The sequence below is a fragment of the Arenibacter sp. F26102 genome, assembly GCF_023015865.1.
Taxonomy (GTDB): domain Bacteria; phylum Bacteroidota; class Bacteroidia; order Flavobacteriales; family Flavobacteriaceae; genus Arenibacter.
Genome location: NZ_JALKBC010000005.1, coordinates 239,939 through 261,805, shown reverse-complemented (window position 1 = coordinate 261,805; position 21,867 = coordinate 239,939). Strand labels below are relative to the sequence as shown.

Genomic DNA, 21,867 nt, shown 5'->3' with positions numbered 1-21,867 from the left:
AGAATATGGGAGAAATAGCTACATCGGAAAGACAGATTACCTTGTATTACAGTTCCAAATCTACAAGGGCCAAGCAAACTTTGGCATACGCCAAGGCCGAGGGCCTTCCGATACATGAGATAGACATCTTAAAGGTCACCCTAACGGGAACCCAAATAGTGGAATTGGCAGACAAATTGAATATTGAGGTAAAGGACTTGGTAAATCAGGAACATCCATCCTATAAAACCCATTTTGACCATCATGAATTTTCTACAGACGACTGGATTAAAATGATAAGGCACAACCCTGAAATTATGAAGCAGCCGATAGCACTACGTGGCGAAATGACCATTTTAGTGGAAACTCCAACCGATATTATTAAAATATAATTACCTCCAGAATTACAGCTGGCAGAGAACAATAATCGGTTTTTAAAAAGAAGTTTAATTCCTATGGCTTCGACTTCGCCCGGTCATTCTATAGAGATTGATCGTAGTCGAAACCTATTTGAGGTCAATCTAAATTTACACTGGTATCTGCTGACTCAAACAATGCAGCGTACCAAAGCCCCATATAAGATCTATAGCGCTAATACCTATGACTTCCCTATCAGGAAAGCATGTAGCCAGCGTATCTAAAGCTATTCTATCTGCGGCATCATTAAATGTAGGAACCAACACACAGTTGTTAAGAATCAAGAAATTGGCATAACTGGCGGGCAGGGTCAAATCCTCAAAAACAATATCCTTTGGCATTGGCAGCGTAATAATTCTTGGAGATTTCCCGTTTTCCAAGGTAGCTTTTTGAAGCCGTTTCAAATTATCTTGAAGGGCCTTATAATTTTTATGCTTCGGGTCGGACTCTACTACTGTTACTATAGTTTCCTCATCCACAAATCTGCACAAATCGTCAATATGACCATGGGTGTCGTCTCCTGTAATGCCATCACCCACCCAAATGGTATTGGTTACACCTAGGTATTCCTTAAAGATAGTTTCGTAATCCGATTTGGTAAAGTTTGCATTTCTAACCTGTACTGTTGGATGTAAAAGACACTCCTCTGAAGTAATCAAAGTTCCCTTTCCATTTACTTCCAACGCTCCACCTTCCAAAACCACTGGTTTTCCTTTGTACAACACCTGTGTCAAAGGCACTTCCAAGATTTCCGAAATGGCCTTGGGTACCTTTCTGTCCAGTTTGTAATTGGAATATTTGGCCCAACCATTAAAGTTAAAGTTTAAGGCCTCGCGGTTCTTGCCATTTTTAACAATAATGGGTCCTGAATCGCGCATCCAACTACGGTTGGTTTTCTGAACTATAAAACTGACCTTTTTAAGGTTCACAGTTGCCTGTTCCAGCATTTCTGACACCTTGTCCTGATGCTCGGCACTGTCCACTACCAAAAAAACCTGTTCATAGGTAGTTACCTTCTTTATAAATTCTACAAAGGCCCATTGTATGGCCCTGTATTTTCCGGGCCAATCGTTACCGTTATGCGGAAAACAGAGCAAAATTCCTTGCTGTTTTTCCCATTCTGCAGGAAATCTTCTCATTTAATCCAAGGCTCTTTTGGTTAAATCGGCAAAGGCATCTATACGGCGATCTCTAAAGAATGGCCAATTTTGCCGTACATTTTCCTGTAAATCTAAATCCACTTCGGCTATAAGTATCTCTTCCTTGTCATGGGATGCCTGGGCCAAGATTTCACCTTGTGGCCCCGCGATAAAAGATGCTCCCCAAAACTCTATTCCCGCTGTATTTGGCAAGTATTGCTCCAGTCCTATCCTATTGGCAGCGGCAACAAAAACACCATTGGCTACGGCGTGACCTTTCATGACATTCATCCATGCATTGTATTGCTTTTCCCCATATTCCTCCTTTTCTTGAGGATGCCAACCAATGGCTGTTGGGTAAAATAAGACCTCCGAACCTTTAAGTGCAGTAAGCCTTGCTGCTTCAGGGTACCATTGATCCCAACAAATCAAAGTTCCAATATTACCTTTTTTGGTAGGATTGTTCTTAAAGCCCAGATCTCCTGGGGTAAAATAAAATTTTTCGTAGAAATGTGGATCGTCCGGAATGTGCATTTTTCTATATAATCCCGCTTCCGAACCATCGGTATCAATAATATAGGCACTATTGTGATAAATGCCAGCCATCCGCTTTTCAAAAAAGGGGACAATTATGACCACTCCCAATTCCTTGGCCAAAGCACTAAATGCCTTAAAGGAGGTACCGTATAATGGTTCCGCCAAGGCAAAATTGTCGGTGTCCTCACTTTGACAAAAGTAATGGCTACTATATAGTTCTGGGAGACAAATTACCTCCGCACCTTGTTTAGCTGCTTTTTTAACCCAAGTGACGCACTTTTTCAAGTTGTTTTCGGCAACATCATTTAGGTTTAACTGTACTACTGCAATCTTATATTTCTTCATATAGTTATTATAAAAGATGCTGCAAAAGTAATATTTATTATATAATATTTAGGCCATTTATATGGCCCAGCTCAAAAAGAGCATTTCAATGGCAGCACATATTGCTACAAAAGTTCTTTGCAGAAATAACCGTTGGAATTTAGGACGATTTCTACATGTAGCGTTATATTGTCTTTGGTTTCGATACGCAGTATATTATCGCAATCCTCAAAATCGAAATCTATTTTTAAAATCTCCTTAAATAGCTCCAAAAATTGCCTTACTCTGGACTCCTGTTCCTCGCTTATATCTGTCTTAAAAATTGTAATCATACCTCTATTAAGATTTTTTCCACCATTCAGTGGTTCGCACATTCAACTTATCGATATTTATAGGTTCACCAATTCTTGGTATTATTAAATCCAAATTGAGTTCCTTAGCTTTTTTGGAAAGGCGTTCTACGGGTTCTGTCCAAGGGTGCATTGCCAGTTTAAAGGCTCCCCAGTGAATGGGCATAATCTGTTTTGCCCGCACATCCAGGCCTGCTTGGGCGGTCTCCTCTGGAAACATATGAATATCGGGCCACATCTCATTGTACTGTCCGCACTCAATCATGGCAAAATCGAATGGACCAAATTTCTCTCCTATTTCCTTAAAATGTGGGCCATAACCACTGTCTCCACTAAAGAAAATATTATCGGTATCTGATTGTACTACCCAAGAACTCCATAAGGTATTGGCCCGATCGGAAAATCCCCTTCCGGAAAAATGCTGGGCCGGGGTACATTTGAATATGAACCCCTCATGATTGACTTCCTGCCACCAATCCAACTCTACAATACGTTCTTTTTCCACTCCCCATTTTTGTAAGTGCACACCAACACCCAATGGGGTATAAAACATATTCACCTTCTCTTTTAGTTTCTGTATAGAGCCATAATCCAAATGATCGTAATGATCATGTGAAATAATTACAGCATCTATAACTGGAAGTTTTTCCACAGCTATAGGCAATTCCCTGCTAAATCTGTTACTCCCCAACATGGGGTGTGGTGCAGGTACATTTCCGAACATGGGATCGATCAAAATTGTTTTATTGTTCGTTTGTAACAGAAAAGCAGAATGACCAAACCAGATAAGGCGAGTGCTGTCTTTATAATTAACGATATCCAATGAATCCAATTTCTCCACTGAAATATCCCTTTTGGGTTTAGTTAGTGGTGATGGTCCAAAATAGCCAGCCAGACTTCTCCCCATATCGCGCATACTCATATCCAGTTTTACATGTTCCTTGTTGATAAACTTTCCATCTTTATAATTGGCCGATTTAAGGTAGATCGTTTTCTGCTCCAAAGTAGGAGAACCTCCAAACTCTGGGCTTAAATACAAAAAAAAGACACCAATTACAATCACCATAAAAAGTCCGCTGCCAATAATTATACCCATGTTCTTTACTATTTTTTTTAGTTGATTCATAGTTTTTGCCACCAATATGACACCAATTACTTTATTATCGAATATTTATTCTGTTATAATCCAAAAAAAAACTAACTTTTAATGGCGTCCCAAACCGTGGAAAACATCAGGTCTATGTCTTTCTTATTCAATTCCAATTTTCTGTCCATAATTAATTTTACGGTCTCCCCCATTATGGCCCCTATAACCGCAAAATGAATATCGTTATCAATATTCTTTAGCAGACCTTCCTTTTTCCCCAAGTCAATTAATTCCTTGGCCAACTTACTTTTGCTTTCCTTAACGGACACTGGAACTTTATCGTAATACGGTGATTTCTTTAACTGTTCCAGGAAGCTCATTTCCTTTCTATGGTTAATACTGAAGTTTATCCAAAACAACCACAGTGTTTTTAGTTTAAGCTTATATGGTAAATTTTCCGATATCTCCTGTTCGCTTCTCTGTGTTTCCCTGGCGATTAAATCGGTGGCAATGGATACTATTAAATCTTCTTTATTTCTGTAATAAACATACAACGTGGACACGGATAGTCCTACTCGTTTAGCCAAGTCCGCCATTTTAATTCCGGCAAAGCCCCTTTCAAAAACTACTTCTAAAGTGTTTTCTACTATGGCCAATTGTTTTGTTTCATCCTTTACCCTCACGCCGCAAATATAAATATTTAAATCGAATAAATATTCGTTTATATAAAATTTTGACATTTAGGGTGTCATTGCAATAACGATTGACAAATCAACTATAAAATAGAATCAATAATTTAATAATTGATCTAAATTCAGTGCATATTTCCTATATTAGGAAGAAAGAACCTTGACCAACTTTTAATTTACCAAAGAGCTATGCTAATTTCTTACTTCATGGTTGCGGCCAAGATCATTATTTCCATTAGCATTATAAATGTATGGTTTATCCGTTTCAACAAACCCACCCCATGGCGAGGAGGTGATGCCAAATCCATGAAGGAAGAATTCGAAACTTATCGTCTTTCGCCTGCAATTATGTATATAATAGGCACCATTAAGGTTTCTCTGGCAGTATTGTTATTGATCTCTATTTGGATAAAGGATCTAAGTACCCCTGCTGCAGGTGCCATGGGAATATTCATGTTAGGTGCCATTGCCATGCATTTTAAGGCCGATGACCCAAATATTAAGTCCTTGCCCGCCTTAATCCTATTTATTTTATCAATCGGAATAGTTGTTGCCGAAGTACTCCTGGATGGCTTATAATTACATAAAAGCATTGGATTTCTATAATAATCCATACAATTTTAAACGATGTATAATCCTTTGGAATTAGATTGTGAAGGTGGGTCGATATTGATTATTATGACGGATAAAGGCCAAAACAACGTTCTAACACCCCACAAAAAAAAAGAGAAAGCCCGTTGGGATTTCTCTTTTTACGTTATATAGCTAACCAATGTATTTGGCAAAATTGGCCAAGTGATTGTCTTTAAGCATAAAACATTTATGCTTCTTGAAGCTGTTTTTTAGATTGTCTGTAGGTGTATTTAGGATAGATCATACGTTTAGCAAAACGATTAACGGTATTGGAATTAACCATCTTGATATAAACCTGTTTGGTAACGCCAAAGTACTCGTAAGTAGATCCATCCACAAATGTAATTTCCAATAAAAGGCCTTTGTGATGGTAATCGGCAATACCAGAATTATTAATAGTTTCGGTATATGCCTCTAGGTTTGCAGCTTTGGTTTCAGGAGCTATACTCACTAAAAAATGGTAGCCGTCTATAATCTTGCGACTATTCACTTCCGCTTCCTCACGTTTACTATCTCCTTCTTGAAATTTATCAGGATGCCATTCCTTTACCAAGTCGCGGTAACTTTTCTTCAGCAACTTTAGATCGATCTCCTTTTCTATTCCAAATAATTTCTTGTACTCATTTATGCGCTTCATACACCAGTTTATTAGAGGGCGCGAAACTACGCCTTATTTCTTGAAATTTGTCGTTTTTTGAACATAAAAAAGCCCATCATAAATGATGGGCATTTTCATTAAACATGGAAGTATATATTATATAACTTGTACGTTTACTGCGTTTAATCCTTTGTTACCTTCTTTAAGATCAAAAGATACTTCATCGCCTTCGCGAATTTCATCGATTAATCCAGAGATGTGTACAAAATGATCTTTTTCAACACCTTCTTCAGTGATAAAACCAAAACCTTTAGTGTCATTGAAAAATTTTACTGTTCCTTTACTACTCATTGTAATGTAATTAAATTTATTATAATATTATCCTGCAAAGATGGCGCTAATAATTTAGAATACAGCGAATTAGTTCATTTATATTTATTAACAATATTTTTAGGCACGAAAAACTTGGTATTTTCACATATATTATCGCCCAAACCAATGACCTATGCCCCCTGTAATACCCCTAATTATCCTCCCTTTTCTGTCAAAATAGACCATAGGTATATGGAAGCTTGTAGCGGAATCTAAAAACTTTAAATCCCGTATATCAATTCCCGATTTTAATATCTACAATTAATCAATATAATCACTGGGCGGACCATATATGCTATCATTCCTCCTATAAAACGTAGCTTTCAAATAGATTTTCCAGTTCTTTTTTTGGATCATGGCATAAGCCAGAATGTGTTTCAGAACTCTGGATCATAGTACTCCTGGAGGCAGTTAACCAACGAAATCTATCAGCTAAATCCAGTTTGCCGATTGCTCCTCCAGAAGGTGCTCCTTTGCATACCAATGACCAAGCCTTTAAATATTCTTCTATTGCATTTATATCAATTTCATTTGAGAAGCATTTCAATTTTTTGGGGTCTACTAAATACTTTACTTCCAAAAATTTCTTCCGTCTTGAAAAAAGTATTACCCCAATATTAAAGAATTCTCCACGCTCCACCTTAGGAACAAGTCTAATAATTGCGTATTCGTATTTATCTTTATCTTGCATTTTCAGACTCTTTAACTAATGTATCGATCATAGCAAGTTTGGCATTTATATATTCAATATAAGCCGCTCTAATTTCATGGGGATTTAAGTCATCGGCCTCGTTCAACAACCATTCCTCCGGTATTAAAGCTATGATTTCAGCAATTTTTTCGGCACTTAGTGATCCTTTAATCACTAATGCCGCCTCTTTTAACTTTGTGGCAAAATCTAAGAGCACATGGTCTTTTATGAGCGGAAAGGTTCTTGTAAGATGATTTTTCCATGTTTCCCAATTATGGTGAAAATAAAAGCTGGCACCATTATCAATTACCCACAATTCATTATTCCATTGCAATAAGTTGGTGTTTTTGGCCGTCCGGTCTATATTGCTCATAATGCTATCCAGTAGTACAACTTTTGATGCTATTAAAGCATCTACCTTGGAAACCAATGGATCATAGGTTATGGCACTGGACAAAAAATGTAAACCTAGATTTAGGCCTACACTAAATTTAAGTAAATCTTGAACTTCCTCATCCGGTTCAGTCTTACTAAATGAATCATCTAGATTCATAAACACCAATTCAGGTACCTTAAGTCCTACGGCCCGAGCCAACTCGCCTCCGATAAGTTCGGCTATTAAAGCCTTTTTTCCTTGTCCTGCCCCTCTGAATTTTAAAACATATAAAAATCCATCGTCGGCCTTTACGATAGCTGGCAGGGAACCACCTTCCCGTAATGGTTTTATATATTGAACAACATCAACCGTTCTTATATCAATTGAATTCATTAGCACGAAGATAAAAAAGTTAATTGTGTAAAATAGAATTTGTATTCCTGTGAATTGGTCTGCTTTTTTTAGATTAATGAAATGTCAAGCTATAATTTGGTTGGATACAATTACCAATCAATTGGAAAGTAATCCTTCAGGAATTTACCGGACCAATGTTTCCCGCTATTAATTCCGTCAATTAAAGGATCCATAACCCTTGCGGCACCATCCACTATATCCAAAGGCGGTTGAAAATCATAAACCTCCTGTTTCATTTTAGATAGTTCAGCGGGGTCCTCATCCGTAACCCATCCTGTGTCCACGGCATTCATGAAGATTCCGGCTTTTGCCAATTCCCCTGAAGCGGTATGCGTAAGCATATTTAAAGCGGCTTTGGCCATATTGGTGTGTGGGTGACGCGATTCCTTAAAAGAACGATGAAACTTCCCTTCCATTGCCGATACATTAATGATATGTTTTTGTCCTGTGTTCTCCTTCTTCATTAATTCTGCTAAACGGTTGCACAATACAAATGGGGCAACGGCATTTACCAATTGTACTTCCAACATTTCAGTAGTTTCTATTTCACCCAGTTTAAGTCGCCAACTATTGGTCTTGCGTAAATCTACCTGTTGAAGATCAGCATCCAATTCGCCTGTGGGAAATACTTCTTGTGCCACCAAGACATTATCAAAACTATATGGAATTTGCGATAATTTGGCCGAAGCCCTTATTCCGATTCCTGCTTCCGGTCCATGCCAGGTAACAGGCATATTCTGATTGGGAGACGCGCCCGAGGTTAATTCTTTTAATTCCTGTAAACAACTTGTATGATCGCTCAAAACTTTTTGTGCATCTGGAGGAAGTAGTGATATGGGGCTTTCTTCCTTGGACATCAAATGATGGTAAAAGCCAGCGGGCCGTCGTACGGTCTGCGCTGCATTATTTATAAGAATATCCAATCGGTCATATTGCCGCTCTATATAATTACAAAATATTTCCACACTTGGGATATGACGTAAATCCAGACCGTGTATTTTTAATCGATGTCCCCATTCCATAAAATCATCTTCCTTGGAAAAGCGCAATGCCGAATCAACAGGGAACCGGGTAGTAGCTATTACAGTAGCCCCTCCACGTAATAACATTAAAGTAATATGATAGCCAATTTTTAATCTAGAGCCGGTTACAACGGCAACTTGCCCTTTTACATCAGCTGATTGAAAACGCTTGGCATAGTTGAAATCACCACATTTTATGCACATCGTATCATAAAAATGATGTAATTCGCTAAACTCCGTTTTACAAACATAACAGTTCCTTGATACCTGCAGTTCTTGTTTTTTATGATTGACCAATTCTGCAGAAGGCAAAAGTTTAGGGGCTACAAATATGTGGGCCTCGCGTGCATTTCTAATACCTGTTTCCTTACGGGCATTTTTGTCCCTGGCAGCTTTTTTGCGCAGGGCACTTTTCTTACCGTCTTTTTTTCTTCTGGAAAATTCTTCCCTATTGGGTCTGGAAAATTGCCCCGATACCTTTATTAATTCCGTTCTTTTTTCTTTTGGAATATCAAATATCTGATCTGTATGGTCCACTAATTGCCGCAAGAGTGCAATACAATTATCTATCTCCTCTGGAGTGATTGCATTTTTATTCGCCTTTAGATCTTCTTTCATTTTTAATATATTCCAACGGATAAATGTTTAGTTTTCACTTTAACAAATTAAAGAATCGTAATCCGGACTTTTTTCTTTTTTAAACGTGAATTGTTTAATTTTTCAACCAATTGATTGGCAATCGACAAAGGTACGGCAACAAATGCGCAGTCCTGTTTTAATTCTATACCCCCCAATTGGTCCTTGTTGATATTCCCTTGCTTAAAAAACAGTCCAGCAATATCACCCTTGGAAATCTTGTCCTTTCTTCCTCCTGAAATAAACAAGGTTTCCCAAAACTGTTTCATAGGTGCTGCTTTTTTGGAGATATCCATATCACCTGAATCCTTTATAAACTCAGGCAATCGCTCCTTTTCCCATTTTAACACGTAGGCAGTACCTTTGGCATTTACCCTTGCCGTTCTCCCGTTTCTATGGGTAAACTCCTCCAAAGAATGTGGAAGCTCGTAGTGAATTATATATTTTAACTCCGGAATATCTATTCCCCTCGCCGCCAAATCCGTGGCGATTAAAATTTGACTCGTTCCATTTCTGAATTTAATAAGGGAGCGCTCCCTATCCTTTTGTTCCATGCCTCCGGAAAAGCAAGTGTGCCCTATTTTATTTCTCTCCAATAAAGAACTCACTTCTTCTATGCTATCCCTAAAATTACAAAAAATGATTCCCGGCTGATTTCCCAAGTGTTGCAACAGTTCCAGTAGCCTTGGCAGTTTATCCTTGGCAGGCGATAACACGATCTTAATTGCTAATTTTGAACCTACTTCTTCCTCTAAATAATCGATAAGTACAGGCTGATCCAATTTCACAAAACTTGGAATCTCAACTCCCTGTGTAGCGGAAGTCAATATCCTTTTTTCAATAGTGGGCAATTCACTGAGAATTCCCGCCATTTCTTCCTCAAAACCTATTTCCAGAGACTTGTCAAACTCATCCAGCACTAAGGTTTTAATATTTTCCTTTGAGAACCGGTCACTATCAAAATGATCCAAAATACGACCTGGTGTTCCTATCAAAATAGTAGGATTATGTTTAATTTCAATCTTGTCCTTGGACATAGGGCGCCCACCATAAACGGCATTTACCTTATAGCCAGTCCCCATATTTCTAACTACTTGTTCAATTTGTATGGCCAATTCACGCGTAGGCACCAAAATAAGTGCCTGTACTTCGTCAATATTGGGATCTAAAGTTTCTATCAATGGCAACAAAAAAGCCAAAGTTTTGCCCGTACCCGTTGGGGACAGAATAATAGTGTTGGTGGTTTTTCCAATTACGGCAATAGCTTCCTCCTGCATGGGATTCAACTGATGGATATTTAGTTTTGCTAAAACATCCTCCTGGTCTTTAATGTTATTTGCCATGTCTACTATTTATTTTTTTTCTTTTTGGGCACTTCTACTTTTGGACTGTGACTAGTAGATTGCGCCAGGTAATTCGCCAATATCTTATCTATAAGTTCCTCTTTTGTCAAATGATGGAAAACTGTTCTTATACCCTCCCTAAACTCCTGCGAAATATTTCGGTTGGGCTTGGTCTTGAATATTTTGTTGGCCCATATCAAAGCATTGTTTTCTTCAATACTTTGGGCATCGGCCTTTTTAAATTCCTTAAAATCTATTCCCAACTCCTTTTCAAAATCGGCAATATCCTCCACTTCCTCTTTTTGGATAACGCTTAATGAAAATCCCTCTGCTCCTGCCCTAGCGGTACGTCCACTTCTGTGGACATAGGTATCATATGTGTCCGGTAAATGATAGTTTACTACATAGGATATTTCCTTAACATCAATACCACGTGCTGCCAAATCCGTCGCTACCATTACATCTATATTACCTTCCCTAAATTGTCCCATCACCCGATCTCTAATCCCTTGGGTTAAACTGCCGTGGATTGCACCTGATCTGAATTTATTGATCGCCAAATTTTTTCCTAATTTATTGACCGCAGCTTTCGTCTTGCAAAAGATAATTCCCCTTTCGCCTTCCCTGGACTTTAAAAAGTGTAGCAGAACTTCCAATTTCTCTATGGGCTCCACTACCACATACCTATGCTCTATGCCCTGATGCCCTAAGGTAGACATGTCGGCTTCTAACTGAACCACATGTTTGGACATATAATTCTGTATCAACTGTTTTAAGGCTCCGGGCATTGTGGCCGTAAACAATAATGTTCTTCTGGATTTAGGGATTTCGGAAATAATATTATCCAAGTCCACCTTTAGAGCAGTTACCATTTCATCTGCCTCATCCAAGACCAAATACTTGATATCCTTTATATTGATGGCCTTCCTATTCACCAAATCCACCAGGCGACCTGGTGTGGCTACTACAATATGGGTAGTACTCTTTAAACGTTCAATTTGAGGTTTAATAGGGATTCCACCACATATGGAGGCAATGGAAATAGACGGACTATGGGTGGAAAAGGAAACCAGATTCGCATAAATCTGTTGTCCCAGTTCCCGCGTAGGCGCCAAAATCACCAATTGTATGTTGCTATTATCTGTATCAATCAATTGCAATAAAGGCAACCCAAAAGCAGCTGTTTTACCGGTTCCCGTTTTTGCCAGAGCCACTACATCTTTGTTTTGCTCTAAAATCACGGGAATTACCTTCTTCTGAATATCAGTGGGCACCGATATTTGCTGGTCCATTAAACTTTGAAGTAGGTGTTCGTTAACTCCTAAATCAGAAAACTGCTTTGACATATTATAATTTTCGGCAAAGATAGCCACAGTTTTCTAGGGAATGCCAGTAATTGGTATATATTCCAATTTTTGAACGACCTAAGTTCTTAAGCTTATCATTAATCGAGGCTAGTATATTGGCAATACATAAGAAAATGGAGATTTTACTATCCATAATTCTCTCGTTTACACAATTCTTTCTATTTTCTTCATTATGACCCACTTTTTGAATAACTTTAGTAAAGTCTAAACTTCCCTGGTATGAAAAGGAACGATTTTCTAAAAAAAGGATTGTTGGGAATAGGAACCCTAGTTGCCGTCCCTACAGTGGTTCATGCCTGTGCAAAGGATAGCGATCCAAAGGGTGATGAAGCAATGATTGAGGATTGTGAGTTATCTCCCAGTGAGACGGCCGGGCCTTTTCCAATAAAGACCCCTGCCGATTTGATGAGGGCCAATATTGTCTCCGATAGAACTGGTGTGGCTATGCTTATTACGCTAAAGGTACTGGACCAGAGCAACGATTGTAAACCTCTTTCTGGTGCTTTTGTAGATATATGGCATTGCGATGCCGAAGGTTTCTACTCCGAATATGGTGGTATAGCCCTGCAACCTACCGATTTTACCAACGCCCATTTTTTAAGGGGACGCCAGACTACGGATGCCAACGGCCACGCTTCTTTTATAAGTATTTTCCCTGGATGGTACAAAGGTAGGGCTCCCCATATACATCTTGAAGTGTTGGATCCAAATGAAAAATCTATTAGAACAACCCAAATTGCCTTTCCAAAATCCGTTTGTGATACTGTGTATGCCTCCACAAACTATAAGGGTGAAGCGGACACTTTGAATAGCCGTGATAATGTGTTTTCCAACAGTATTGATGGCAATATGGCCGATTCTGTTAGCGGCAATAATACTGACGGTTACACCCTTATGAAAACGATTGTGGTTTAGAAATGACCATTCAATTCCCATAGTGATTAGTTAAGGAAATACATTGTGCTTTAATCCCAGTGTACCACAAATCCGCCAATCAGATGGGGAGATTCACCCGTGTATTACAGGTCTTGTAATGCTTCCACTCCTATTGGCATGAAAAATTAATTCTTTGTTAAAAAAAGAATGAACATTCATTTTAACACTATCTTTGTACCAGAATTTGGTTATGGATGTTAAACAGCGTCCCCCTAAATAAACCTAAAACATATAATGGCACAACTACAAAAAAGTATTGAAAAGCGAAATGCTTTGGTAAAGGCTACCATTCACCTCGTTAACAATAATGGGTTTCACGCCACGCCGATGTCCAAAATTGCCAAAATGGCGAATGTTTCCCCTGCTACAATTTATTTGTATTTTGATAATAAGCAGGATTTGGTAAATAAGGTATATATAGAGGTAAAGGCCGCCTTTACCGCTTATGCCTTCAAAAATTATAATACCGATATCCCGGTAGCGGAAGGTTTTGAGATAATTTGGAAACGCATTGCCGATTTTAAATTAAAGGAAGTGCAAGAAGCTATGTTTTTGGCCCAGTGCGACAATACCCCAATGATCGATGAAGCTAGCAGACAAGAAGGCCTTAAACACCTTCAACCATTACTTGACCTCTGGGAACGAGGCAAGCAAGAAGGTATTATAAAACCTCTGTCGCCCTATCTATTATATGCATACTCTATAAATCCCCTCTCCTTTCTAATGGTAATGCAACAACGCGGTGTATTTCAATTAAACCAAGATTATTTGGAAGACGCTTACCAGGCCGCTTGGGACAGTATAAAAAAATAAAACTCAATAAACTAATAGCAAATTATGATTCACACAATAATATTAAAACAAAGACCGGTAGGAAAACCTACCCTTTCAGATTTCGAATTTATTAAAGAGGATACCGATTTAAATATTGAAATAGGTGAAATACTTTTGGAGGCCACTTACATCTCCGTAGACCCTTATTTAAGAGGAAGAATGAGCGATGCCAAATCGTATGTGCCACCCTTTGAATTGGGGAAGCCTATTACTTCTGGGATAATAGCAAAAGTAATCGCCTCAAAGAATGACAAATTTAACGAAGGTGATTTTGTTTCTGGAATGTTGGATTGGAAAACCCAACAAATTTCAAAAGGTGAAGGACTATTAAAAGTAGATAAGGACAGAGCTCCTCTCAGTGCCTATTTAGGTATTTTGGGAATGACAGGATTAACTGCCTATTGTGGGCTCACCCAAATTGGTAAACCCAAAGCGGGGGAGACCTTGGTAGTTTCAGGAGCAGCTGGCGCAGTGGGTAGTGTTGTAGGACAAATAGGTAAAATTTTGGGGCTATATGTTGTAGGTATTGCAGGTACGGATGAAAAAGTAGAAATGCTTACCTCTAAATTTGGATTTGACCATGCCATAAACTACAATACCACGGATGATATGAAAGCAGCTCTTAGAACGGCATGTCCCGATGGTGTAGACGTTTATTTTGACAATGTGGGAGGCCCTATTTCAGATGCCGTACTTTACAATATTAACAAGTTTGCCAGAATGATTATCTGCGGGGCCATTTCCGTATACAACAATACTGAAGCGCCCATGAGTGTCAGCGTTCAGCCATTTTTGGTAAAAAACAGTGCATTGATGCAGGGCTTCATAGTTTCGAATTATATGGATAAATTTCCAGAAGCCATGAAGCAATTATCAGGGTGGTTAGCGGAAGGCAAATTAACATATACCGAGACCGTTGTAGAAGGATTTGAAAATACCCCTCAAGCATTTTTGGATTTATTTGAAGGTAAAAATGAAGGCAAAATGATTGTGAAGGCCTAATTACCTGGGCATTTATTCCATTATTAATTTAATTAATATTAAAACAGCTAAAACGAATGAATATATTATTTGTATTAACATCTCATGATAAATTAGGAAATACTGGAAAGAAAACGGGATTTTGGATTGAGGAATTCGCCAATCCATATTATACGCTATTGGATAACGGAGCGGACATCACCTTGGCTACACCAAAAGGCGGTGCTGCACCCATAGACCCCATTAGTGACACTCCCGATGCCAGTACTAAAGATACCGAGCGATTTAAAAATGACGCTGTGGCGCAGAATAAAATAAAAAACACTCTGGTATTGGCAGATATTAATGCCGATGATTACGATGCCGTATTTTATCCAGGCGGCCATGGGCCGTTGTGGGACTTGGCAAACGATGCCGACTCGATTGGTCTAATTGAAAACTTCAATAAACAGAAGAAACCCATCGCTTTCGTATGTCACGCTCCGGCCGCTCTTAAAAACGTTAAAAATGAGAATGGTTCCCCATTGGTTAAAGGTAAAAAAGTAACCGGATTTACCAATTCGGAGGAGGAAGCTGTGCAACTTACCAATGTAGTGCCCTTTTTAGTGGAAGACATGCTCAAAACAAATGGAGGTATCTACTCCAAAAAAGAGGATTGGGCTGCATATGCGGTACAGGATGGGAATTTGATTACAGGACAAAATCCGGCATCCTCAGAACTGGTTGCCGAAAAATTATTGGCGTTTCTTAATTAGAAAATCGACTGTAGAATATAAATGCCGAATGACTGTCAATAGTTATTCGGCTTTTTTTTGTTCACCGCTTAAGTTCTCCATTAATTTAAGTAGAATACCAATGATCTTACATGATTTACTATACTAGATTCACCTTCTTGAAAAGCTAGGCGATATTAAAAGCTTTCACAAAAAAAGGTGGGCTGTTACACCCACCTTATCAACTTCATATAAAATATTCCTATTCCCCTACCACCAAAATAAAATCTTGGGTGGTCGTATTTCCTTCAACTATATCTATATCTGTAACTGTTTGTTTTAGGTAGGTTGATAATTCTACCTCAACATCATATTCTCCGGCCATTAGCCCCATAACCATATATTTTCCGTCGGCATCGGTAAAAGTAGTGGTATTTAAAGTATCGGCTGCAAAAACCTTCACTTCAGCCCCTTTCAATCCTACAGCAACTTCTTCCTGAATTGTTGTTACCATACCGGACAAGGTTCCTGCGGTGGACATATTACAAGCTTTTATGACTGGTTTAAAATTAAAGCCGGTTATACTTCCCAAATTACTTCCGCCGCCCTTGGCTACAAAGGATTTACTTACATCGAAGTCCAACAATAAATCAGCACTTAGTCCACCTTTAACTACTATACCTGGTTTAATAAAGATCTTTATACCCGTTTGTTCCCCGCTCGGTACTTTTAAATCAAAAGTAGAGCCATCCGTTAGTACTACATTTACCCCTTTTACATATACCCTAACTAGGTCGTATGTACCAACAGGTACATCAAGGTCGGCCAAATTCTTGGTAACTCCGTTGGTAAGGTCCAATAGGTTAACTTCAATTTCTTCCTCCATTAATACCAGAAAAGAAGATTTTTCTTCTATTTCCATCGAAGAATCCAAATTGTCATCAACCTCAGAATTAATGTCCATATCCCCTTTGTAACGGGCTTCTATCTTAAAAATGGTCACGTTTGCTTCTGCTACCAGATCATGGGGAAAAGGCGCGTCCGTTAAATTAACGGAAAGCCGTCCATAATCACTGTTCCTATCATCATTGTCCGTACAAGAGATGAAAACGGTAAATACAATAAGCAATGCAATTGTAAATAGTTTAAATTTCATAGTTATAAATTTTAATAATTAGAAATTATTGGTATACCTCTACATTTAAAGGCTATATATAACAACAACCAAAGATGGGGTATACCCTACCACAATCTCAATATTTTTTATTTTTTTCGATGAAATGCATAGGACTGATTAAGCTTCAATGATTATATGAGCCATTTAAGTCCTGAACTTTAGATGTACATGGAATACTCAATTTTCAAATTCAGTTCAAAGAAAAGGGCCCTATCCGGGCCCATTTCTATATGCGATTACAACGTATTATATTTCTAATTTTATTGCAGACCCCTTGCTTTAAGCATAGGTTCAATTTTTGGATCTCCGCCGCGCCAATCCTTGTACATTTCCTCCAATGGCAAGGTATTCCCACGGGAAAGAATCATGTCGCGCAAACGCTGACCGTTTTCCCTAGTAAGTCCACCATGTGTTTCAAACCAATTGTAGGCATCATGGTGCAGCATTTCTGTCCACAAGTACGAATAGTAACCTGCAGCATAACCACTGCCAAAGATATGAGCAAAATAAGTGGACCTATATCGTGGTGGGACAGCAGAAACCACATCTAATTTAGTTTTATGCAAGGCCTCTTTTTCAAAGGCATTTGCATCCTCTATTTTGGCATCCGATCCAATGGTATGCCATTGCATGTCCAAGTTGGAAGCTGCCAAATTTTCTGTTAGGCTATAACCCTGATTAAAAGTGCCCGATTTCTTTATCTTATCTATGAGGGCCTGCGGAATTTGTTCCCCTGTTTTGTAATGTAGGGCATAGTTTTTCAGGATTTCAGGGTAAAGCGCCCAATTTTCATTGAACTGGGAAGGAAACTCAACAAAATCCCTGGCCACTGAGGTACCCGACAAGGAAGGATACTGCTGGTCGGCAAAAAAGCCGTGGAGCGCATGTCCAAATTCATGGAACATGGTCTCTACTTCATCATAGGTAAGCAATGCCGGTTCACCTGCTACGGGTTTCGGATAATTACAAACATTGTAGATCACAGGTTTTTTATTGTAAAGTTTGGATTGATCTACAAAATTGCTCATCCAAGCTCCTCCCCGCTTACTTGGGCGGGAAAAGAAATCGCCATAGAACAAGCCCAACGGATCTCCGTTCTCCTCAAAAAGCTCATATACCAGTACATCTTCGTGATAGGTTGGGATATCTGTTCTGGCCTTAAAAGTAATTCCATATAATTTTTCGGCGGCATAGAAAACCCCTTTTTCCAGTACGGTCTTCAACTCAAAATAAGGTTTGATCTGGTTTTCATCCAAATCGTATTTGGCCTTTCGTACCATTTCGGCGTAGTGGTTCCAATCCCAGGGGGCAAGGGTAAAATTCCCTCCCGTTTTCTGGATCATTTCTTGGATTTCCTTCGCTTCTTGCCCTGCCTTGGCCGTAGCTGAAGGAACAAGTCCTTTAAAAAGTTTAAATACATTTTCCGGAACTTTGGCCATGGTATTCTGCAAGCTCCATTCTGCATAATTTGAAAATCCCAACAAGGCCCCTTTTTTGGCTCTTAATTCGGCAATTTCCGTAATAATGGCCTTGGTATCCTGAGCAGTGCCATCGGCACGCAACCAAGCAGCCTGAAACAACTTCTCTCTTGTCTCCCTTTTTTTCAAGGATTGCAATAAAGGTTGTTGTGTGGTATTTTGAAGTGCAATTTTCCAGCCTTTCCCATCTTTGATCTCCAATGATTTCAAATCGGTATCCGAGAGTCCGGCTAGGTCGGACCTATCGGTAAAAATAACAGCCCCGGCATTATTGGCCTCCAATAGCGTTTTATTGAAGGTATTACTTAGGGTAGCCAAGCGCGAATTATAGGTTTTCAGTGTTTCCTTGTCTGCTTCCGATAAGTTGGCTCCGGCAATTTCAAAATCTTCAAAATAGGTTTCCAATAATTTTAAGGATTCCGCATCCAAGTCAAAACTTTCCTTTTTATTGTATAAGGTTTTTACACGCTGAAACAATTTATCGTTTAGATAAATGGCATCCCGAAGTTCTGAAAATTTAGGCGCCATTTCTTCTTGTACGGCCTGCAGGGTATCATTGGTATGTGCCCCGGTTAGGGCCGAGAATACGTTTTGAACACTCTCTAAAAGACTGCCGCTCTTTTCCAGTGCCAATATGGTATTTTCAAATGTTGCCGCTTCCTTACTATTCGCGATTTTTTCAATATTTTCTCTTTTTTCGTCCATTCCTTGCAATAATGCTTCTTGGAAATGATCGTTTCTAATTATAGTAAAATCGGGTACGCCATACGGTAAGGTACTTTCAGCGAGCAATGGATTATTATTGGTATTCATGGAATTTTGGGAGGTTGGATTATTCTTGGTATTGAAGTCCTTACAGGCGGAAAACAAAACCGTTAATAGTAACACAGAACAAACTTTTTTCATTCACTTATCAATTTAAAAAATTTAAGTGCAAAAATAATGAAATTAGTGGAATCAGTGTTTATTGGTCCTTTCAATAAATTCTTTTGGAATATATAGTCCATCACCCTAATTTTATACATGCAGCAATTTGAAGTAGACAATAATAGTCCATAAAAAAAACCTTACCGGAGGAATAAGGTTATAATAAACTGTACGGTTCTTAATTTGCTATTCATCAAAATCTAAGGTCATTTTCTTCTTCTGATGTCCATCGGTCAAAGTAACCTTGTACTGTTTTTTTGTCAAATTGTCCTCGGAAAATACACATTTATAACGGTTCTTTTCCATTTTCCAACCTTCATTTCCATCAAATACCATTTTCCTGACTGTCATTGGCAAGACGATATTTTCAAAGTTTTCAAAGGCTGTTACAATAGAACCATCGGAGGTATAGGAGGCTATAATGTCCCCATTACTAGCTTTGAATACAACTTCGAAAGTATGTTTGTCCTTTTTATCGTATTCATATAAGGAGGTTACATCAAAGTTAGCGGCTTTGTACTGTAATTCCTTAACCACTTCCGGAGTATTTCCATCATTTACTTTGCGCATATAATCAACATTAACTGGTGAAACCGTTATAGCGTCCAAGGTTACAGCGGTAATTCTGTCATTGTGTTTCTGTGCAAAGACCATGCAGGCAAGACCTAAAAAAATCAACAGTGTTACAAATTGTTTCATGATAAGGAGGTTTAAACTGTTATTAATTCGTTGAACCCCAAAGATATAATCAACTGTTAATCAATACATAGCAATTATAGACCCTATTCTTACAACTTATATTTGAAGTGTTTAGTAAATGTGTTAAAGCCTTACAACTATGTTGTTCAAAAAGAAAAATAGACCTGCGTCCATATTTGTCTTAACCCGGAATAGTAAGTGGAGGAACGGGAAACTTCATTTTCCTATACAAATTCAAATATCTTGGATCCTGCCTATATGCTGCCAACAAAGGCTCGGCACGTAACCACGTCATTTCCACCTCGTGTTTATCATAGGATTTTTGCAGCCAATTGAACACTTCCGTACTATTTTGGATATGACAGTAAAAAAGAGCCATAAACCAGGCCGGACTACCGGAAGAACCTTCCTTGTATTGTTTCTGCAAGGTGGCGAGACTTTCTAGAACGCCCTCTCTATTATTGGCCATTTCATAATGTAACGCATTAAGCCATACTACAATTGGCGGACGGTCTGTGAATTTATCCATCAATTGCTCCAGCTTCTCTTTTGAGTCGTCATATTCTCCAAAATAATAATACCATTTGGCTGCTTCCCTTAGATAGAACATATCATCCATGAACAGCGAATCATATTTCTTTAACTCCTCTTTTGCTTCCTCGGTGGAATACAAGAAAAATATCACCGAGGCCCTAATGGCAAACAGCCACCCATAAGACGGATCCTCAAGAATATGCTTATTAATTTTTGATAGGGCATATAAATATTTCCCGGTTTTAATATAATAATCAACAAAGGGATTATCACTCCCATTAGCGGCACCTATACGCTCATTGTTTTCTTCTAAATAATGCTCCACGGCCTCAAAATTCCAATCAAAATAAAATTTACCAACATGCAATTGATCGGACAATTGTATATTATCGCCATCGATTACCGAAGCCTTTTCCAAATAATATTTGGCATTTTTCCACGCCTCCTGCTCACTATACATTCCCCAAACAGCTCCACCAGTAACATAAATATTTGCAAGGCCGAGGTAGGGTTCTATAAAAGCCGAATCCAGGTCCAAGGCTTTTTCGTATAAGGGTATAGCATTTTTAAATGATGTCTGATTATATTTATTGTTTTGATATTGCGCCAAGAGATAATAATTATAGGCTTCTGCATTAGTTGTGGGCATACCTTTAAAGGCATCAAAGTCCTTTTCAGTTAGTTTCACATTCATTATAGTGGCAACATTTTCCGCAACCTTCGATTGAATTTTGAATATTTCATTCGCCTTCCATTGTCCGGAATAAGAGCCTGACCATAATAGTTTATTCAAGGGGCCATCATTTAATCTCAAATTAATTTTAAACTGATTACCCTGCTTTTGAAAATTTCCTTCAAGAATGTAATACACATTAAGGTTTTTTGCCAATTCGGGCATACTTTTTTCACTGTTCTTAAATTGGAGACTGGAAGTAAAAGGAACCACCCTATCTATTTCCTTAATTTCAGAAATTCTGCTAATTACAGCATCGGTCATCCCATCACTTATGTATTCCAATTTGGGGTCTCCACTCCAATTCTTTAGGGGTAATACCACAATGGACTTGGTACTATGGCTGGAGTGCTGCGGAGAAGTTGCGGGAGTATCATTTGGAGGTTTTGTCCAAATACCGTTATACTGAAAATAGCCAAATAGAATTATTAGAACGAGAATTCCCAAGGCTATGATAAAAATCATTTTTTGCTTTCCGAATTTTTTTACACTCGGACGTTCTTGCTCCAGGTGCTCACGTATTTTGGCTTCGCCTGGGGTAAAACCAAAATACTCCTTAAAACAAGTATTAAAATATGTGGGACTGTGAAAACCTACGGAATAAGCGATTTCAGAAACCGTGGCCAGATCTTTTCGGAGCAACTCCATTGACTTTTCAAGCCTCAATTCGCGAATAAACTGACTAACGGATTTACCCGTCAGCTTTTTTAACCGCCTATGCAAATGTGAACGACTCACCCCATAGATAAAGGCCGCCTCTTTAACTCCAAATTGCTCATTATCGAAATTATCACGAATAATTTCAGTCAATTTTAGAAGAAATAAATCGTCTTTACTCTTTGAATCTGAATTACCCATAAAAGATTAGGTTATAAATCCAG

The 21,867-nt window shown here is 38.6% G+C and carries 22 protein-coding genes; 6 read left to right on the top strand and 16 right to left on the bottom strand.

All coding sequences use genetic code 11. The features are described 5' to 3' along the window. Positions 1-5 precede the first annotated feature (5 nt). Positions 6-371, top strand: coding sequence for an ArsC/Spx/MgsR family protein (locus MWU78_RS08950; RefSeq protein WP_246997108.1), 366 nt, complete (start codon positions 6-8; stop codon positions 369-371). A gap of 135 nt (positions 372-506) precedes the next feature. Here the strand turns inward: MWU78_RS08950 and MWU78_RS08945 are convergent, their stop codons facing one another. The 5 genes from MWU78_RS08945 to MWU78_RS08925 all read right to left on the bottom strand — a co-directional run bounded on the left by MWU78_RS08945 (position 507) and on the right by MWU78_RS08925 (position 4,573). Beyond that, positions 507-1,535, bottom strand: coding sequence for an agmatine deiminase family protein (locus MWU78_RS08945; protein WP_246997106.1), 1,029 nt, complete (start codon positions 1,533-1,535; stop codon positions 507-509). Next, positions 1,536-2,417 carry a carbon-nitrogen hydrolase gene (locus MWU78_RS08940; protein ID WP_246997104.1) on the bottom strand — a complete coding sequence of 294 codons (882 nt, stop codon included), beginning with the start codon at positions 2,415-2,417 and terminating at the stop codon, positions 1,536-1,538. A 104-nt stretch (positions 2,418-2,521) separates the two neighbouring features. After that, positions 2,522-2,728 carry a hypothetical protein gene (locus MWU78_RS08935; RefSeq protein ID WP_246997102.1) on the bottom strand — a complete coding sequence of 69 codons (207 nt, stop codon included), beginning with the start codon at positions 2,726-2,728 and terminating at the stop codon, positions 2,522-2,524. Between the two features lie 7 nt (positions 2,729-2,735). Beyond that, complete coding sequence (locus MWU78_RS08930; RefSeq protein ID WP_246997100.1) at positions 2,736-3,872, bottom strand: MBL fold metallo-hydrolase; 1,137 nt, start codon at positions 3,870-3,872, stop codon at positions 2,736-2,738. Between the two features lie 71 nt (positions 3,873-3,943). Further along, complete coding sequence (locus tag MWU78_RS08925) at positions 3,944-4,573, bottom strand: TetR/AcrR family transcriptional regulator (RefSeq protein WP_246997098.1); 630 nt, start codon at positions 4,571-4,573, stop codon at positions 3,944-3,946. A 138-nt stretch (positions 4,574-4,711) separates the two neighbouring features. On the opposite strand from MWU78_RS08925, the gene MWU78_RS08920 reads away from it, so the two are divergent. After that, positions 4,712-5,101 carry a DoxX family protein gene (locus MWU78_RS08920; RefSeq protein WP_246997096.1) on the top strand — a complete coding sequence of 130 codons (390 nt, stop codon included), beginning with the start codon at positions 4,712-4,714 and terminating at the stop codon, positions 5,099-5,101. 241 nt (positions 5,102-5,342) lie between these two features. Here the strand turns inward: MWU78_RS08920 and MWU78_RS08915 are convergent, their stop codons facing one another. From MWU78_RS08915 to MWU78_RS08885, 7 genes are all read right to left on the bottom strand, one after another. Further along, a complete protein-coding gene (locus MWU78_RS08915) occupies positions 5,343-5,792 on the bottom strand; it encodes a KTSC domain-containing protein (protein WP_246997094.1) in 450 nt (149 codons plus the stop codon). 117 nt (positions 5,793-5,909) lie between these two features. After that, complete coding sequence (locus MWU78_RS08910) at positions 5,910-6,104, bottom strand: cold shock domain-containing protein (protein WP_031444295.1); 195 nt, start codon at positions 6,102-6,104, stop codon at positions 5,910-5,912. A 328-nt stretch (positions 6,105-6,432) separates the two neighbouring features. Further along, a complete protein-coding gene (locus tag MWU78_RS08905) occupies positions 6,433-6,816 on the bottom strand; it encodes a DUF3037 domain-containing protein (RefSeq protein ID WP_246997092.1) in 384 nt (127 codons plus the stop codon). Then, positions 6,806-7,585, bottom strand: a complete 780-nt coding sequence (locus tag MWU78_RS08900; RefSeq protein WP_246997090.1) for a HipA family kinase — start codon at positions 7,583-7,585, stop codon at positions 6,806-6,808. The genes MWU78_RS08905 and MWU78_RS08900 overlap by 11 nt, the downstream gene beginning before the upstream one ends. A gap of 110 nt (positions 7,586-7,695) precedes the next feature. Then, the gene (locus MWU78_RS08895) at positions 7,696-9,246 is read right to left on the bottom strand and encodes an SDR family oxidoreductase (RefSeq protein WP_246997089.1); all 1,551 of its coding nucleotides are present in this window, start codon (positions 9,244-9,246) and stop codon (positions 7,696-7,698) included. Between the two features lie 47 nt (positions 9,247-9,293). Beyond that, positions 9,294-10,607: a DEAD/DEAH box helicase gene (locus MWU78_RS08890; RefSeq protein WP_246997087.1), complete on the bottom strand. Its 1,314-nt coding sequence runs from the start codon at positions 10,605-10,607 to the stop codon at positions 9,294-9,296. 5 nt (positions 10,608-10,612) lie between these two features. Next, the gene (locus MWU78_RS08885) at positions 10,613-11,953 is read right to left on the bottom strand and encodes a DEAD/DEAH box helicase (RefSeq protein ID WP_246997085.1); all 1,341 of its coding nucleotides are present in this window, start codon (positions 11,951-11,953) and stop codon (positions 10,613-10,615) included. Between the two features lie 240 nt (positions 11,954-12,193). On the opposite strand from MWU78_RS08885, the gene MWU78_RS08880 reads away from it, so the two are divergent. The 4 genes from MWU78_RS08880 to MWU78_RS08865 all read left to right on the top strand — a co-directional run bounded on the left by MWU78_RS08880 (position 12,194) and on the right by MWU78_RS08865 (position 15,480). Continuing rightward, positions 12,194-12,889: an intradiol ring-cleavage dioxygenase gene (locus MWU78_RS08880; RefSeq protein ID WP_246997083.1), complete on the top strand. Its 696-nt coding sequence runs from the start codon at positions 12,194-12,196 to the stop codon at positions 12,887-12,889. Positions 12,890-13,144: 255 nt separating this feature from the next. Continuing rightward, complete coding sequence (locus MWU78_RS08875) at positions 13,145-13,723, top strand: TetR/AcrR family transcriptional regulator (RefSeq protein WP_246997081.1); 579 nt, start codon at positions 13,145-13,147, stop codon at positions 13,721-13,723. Between the two features lie 24 nt (positions 13,724-13,747). Further along, positions 13,748-14,746: an NADP-dependent oxidoreductase gene (locus tag MWU78_RS08870; RefSeq protein WP_246997080.1), complete on the top strand. Its 999-nt coding sequence runs from the start codon at positions 13,748-13,750 to the stop codon at positions 14,744-14,746. Between the two features lie 56 nt (positions 14,747-14,802). Further along, complete coding sequence (locus MWU78_RS08865; protein WP_246997078.1) at positions 14,803-15,480, top strand: type 1 glutamine amidotransferase domain-containing protein; 678 nt, start codon at positions 14,803-14,805, stop codon at positions 15,478-15,480. Between the two features lie 220 nt (positions 15,481-15,700). Here the strand turns inward: MWU78_RS08865 and MWU78_RS08860 are convergent, their stop codons facing one another. The 4 genes from MWU78_RS08860 to MWU78_RS08845 form a co-directional block, all read right to left on the bottom strand. Next, the gene (locus MWU78_RS08860; protein WP_246997076.1) at positions 15,701-16,594 is read right to left on the bottom strand and encodes a DUF4382 domain-containing protein; all 894 of its coding nucleotides are present in this window, start codon (positions 16,592-16,594) and stop codon (positions 15,701-15,703) included. Between the two features lie 281 nt (positions 16,595-16,875). Next, positions 16,876-18,906, bottom strand: a complete 2,031-nt coding sequence (locus tag MWU78_RS08855) for a M3 family metallopeptidase (protein WP_246997439.1) — start codon at positions 18,904-18,906, stop codon at positions 16,876-16,878. A gap of 300 nt (positions 18,907-19,206) precedes the next feature. Further along, complete coding sequence (locus tag MWU78_RS08850; RefSeq protein WP_246997074.1) at positions 19,207-19,719, bottom strand: hypothetical protein; 513 nt, start codon at positions 19,717-19,719, stop codon at positions 19,207-19,209. A 181-nt stretch (positions 19,720-19,900) separates the two neighbouring features. After that, on the bottom strand, positions 19,901-21,844 hold the full coding sequence (locus MWU78_RS08845) for a helix-turn-helix domain-containing protein (protein ID WP_246997072.1): 1,944 nt from the start codon (positions 21,842-21,844) through the stop codon (positions 19,901-19,903). Positions 21,845-21,867: the final 23 nt, after the last annotated feature.

Excerpts from the sequence above, each read along its gene's own strand:
- MWU78_RS08950 (WP_246997108.1), top strand. The coding sequence starts at position 6 with ATGGGAGAAATAGCTACATCGGAAAGACAGATTACCTTGTATTACAGT.
- MWU78_RS08945 (WP_246997106.1), bottom strand. The coding sequence starts at position 1,535 with ATGAGAAGATTTCCTGCAGAATGGGAAAAACAGCAAGGAATTTTGCTC.
- MWU78_RS08940 (WP_246997104.1), bottom strand. The coding sequence starts at position 2,417 with ATGAAGAAATATAAGATTGCAGTAGTACAGTTAAACCTAAATGATGTT.
- MWU78_RS08935 (WP_246997102.1), bottom strand. The coding sequence starts at position 2,728 with ATGATTACAATTTTTAAGACAGATATAAGCGAGGAACAGGAGTCCAGA.
- MWU78_RS08930 (WP_246997100.1), bottom strand. The coding sequence starts at position 3,872 with ATGAATCAACTAAAAAAAATAGTAAAGAACATGGGTATAATTATTGGC.
- MWU78_RS08925 (WP_246997098.1), bottom strand. The coding sequence starts at position 4,573 with ATGTCAAAATTTTATATAAACGAATATTTATTCGATTTAAATATTTAT.
- MWU78_RS08920 (WP_246997096.1), top strand. The coding sequence starts at position 4,712 with ATGCTAATTTCTTACTTCATGGTTGCGGCCAAGATCATTATTTCCATT.
- MWU78_RS08915 (WP_246997094.1), bottom strand. The coding sequence starts at position 5,792 with ATGAAGCGCATAAATGAGTACAAGAAATTATTTGGAATAGAAAAGGAG.
- MWU78_RS08910 (WP_031444295.1), bottom strand. The coding sequence starts at position 6,104 with ATGAGTAGTAAAGGAACAGTAAAATTTTTCAATGACACTAAAGGTTTT.
- MWU78_RS08905 (WP_246997092.1), bottom strand. The coding sequence starts at position 6,816 with ATGCAAGATAAAGATAAATACGAATACGCAATTATTAGACTTGTTCCT.
- MWU78_RS08900 (WP_246997090.1), bottom strand. The coding sequence starts at position 7,585 with ATGAATTCAATTGATATAAGAACGGTTGATGTTGTTCAATATATAAAA.
- MWU78_RS08895 (WP_246997089.1), bottom strand. The coding sequence starts at position 9,246 with ATGAAAGAAGATCTAAAGGCGAATAAAAATGCAATCACTCCAGAGGAG.
- MWU78_RS08890 (WP_246997087.1), bottom strand. The coding sequence starts at position 10,607 with ATGGCAAATAACATTAAAGACCAGGAGGATGTTTTAGCAAAACTAAAT.
- MWU78_RS08885 (WP_246997085.1), bottom strand. The coding sequence starts at position 11,953 with ATGTCAAAGCAGTTTTCTGATTTAGGAGTTAACGAACACCTACTTCAA.
- MWU78_RS08880 (WP_246997083.1), top strand. The coding sequence starts at position 12,194 with ATGAAAAGGAACGATTTTCTAAAAAAAGGATTGTTGGGAATAGGAACC.
- MWU78_RS08875 (WP_246997081.1), top strand. The coding sequence starts at position 13,145 with ATGGCACAACTACAAAAAAGTATTGAAAAGCGAAATGCTTTGGTAAAG.
- MWU78_RS08870 (WP_246997080.1), top strand. The coding sequence starts at position 13,748 with ATGATTCACACAATAATATTAAAACAAAGACCGGTAGGAAAACCTACC.
- MWU78_RS08865 (WP_246997078.1), top strand. The coding sequence starts at position 14,803 with ATGAATATATTATTTGTATTAACATCTCATGATAAATTAGGAAATACT.
- MWU78_RS08860 (WP_246997076.1), bottom strand. The coding sequence starts at position 16,594 with ATGAAATTTAAACTATTTACAATTGCATTGCTTATTGTATTTACCGTT.
- MWU78_RS08855 (WP_246997439.1), bottom strand. The coding sequence starts at position 18,906 with ATGAATACCAATAATAATCCATTGCTCGCTGAAAGTACCTTACCGTAT.
- MWU78_RS08850 (WP_246997074.1), bottom strand. The coding sequence starts at position 19,719 with ATGAAACAATTTGTAACACTGTTGATTTTTTTAGGTCTTGCCTGCATG.
- MWU78_RS08845 (WP_246997072.1), bottom strand. The coding sequence starts at position 21,844 with ATGGGTAATTCAGATTCAAAGAGTAAAGACGATTTATTTCTTCTAAAA.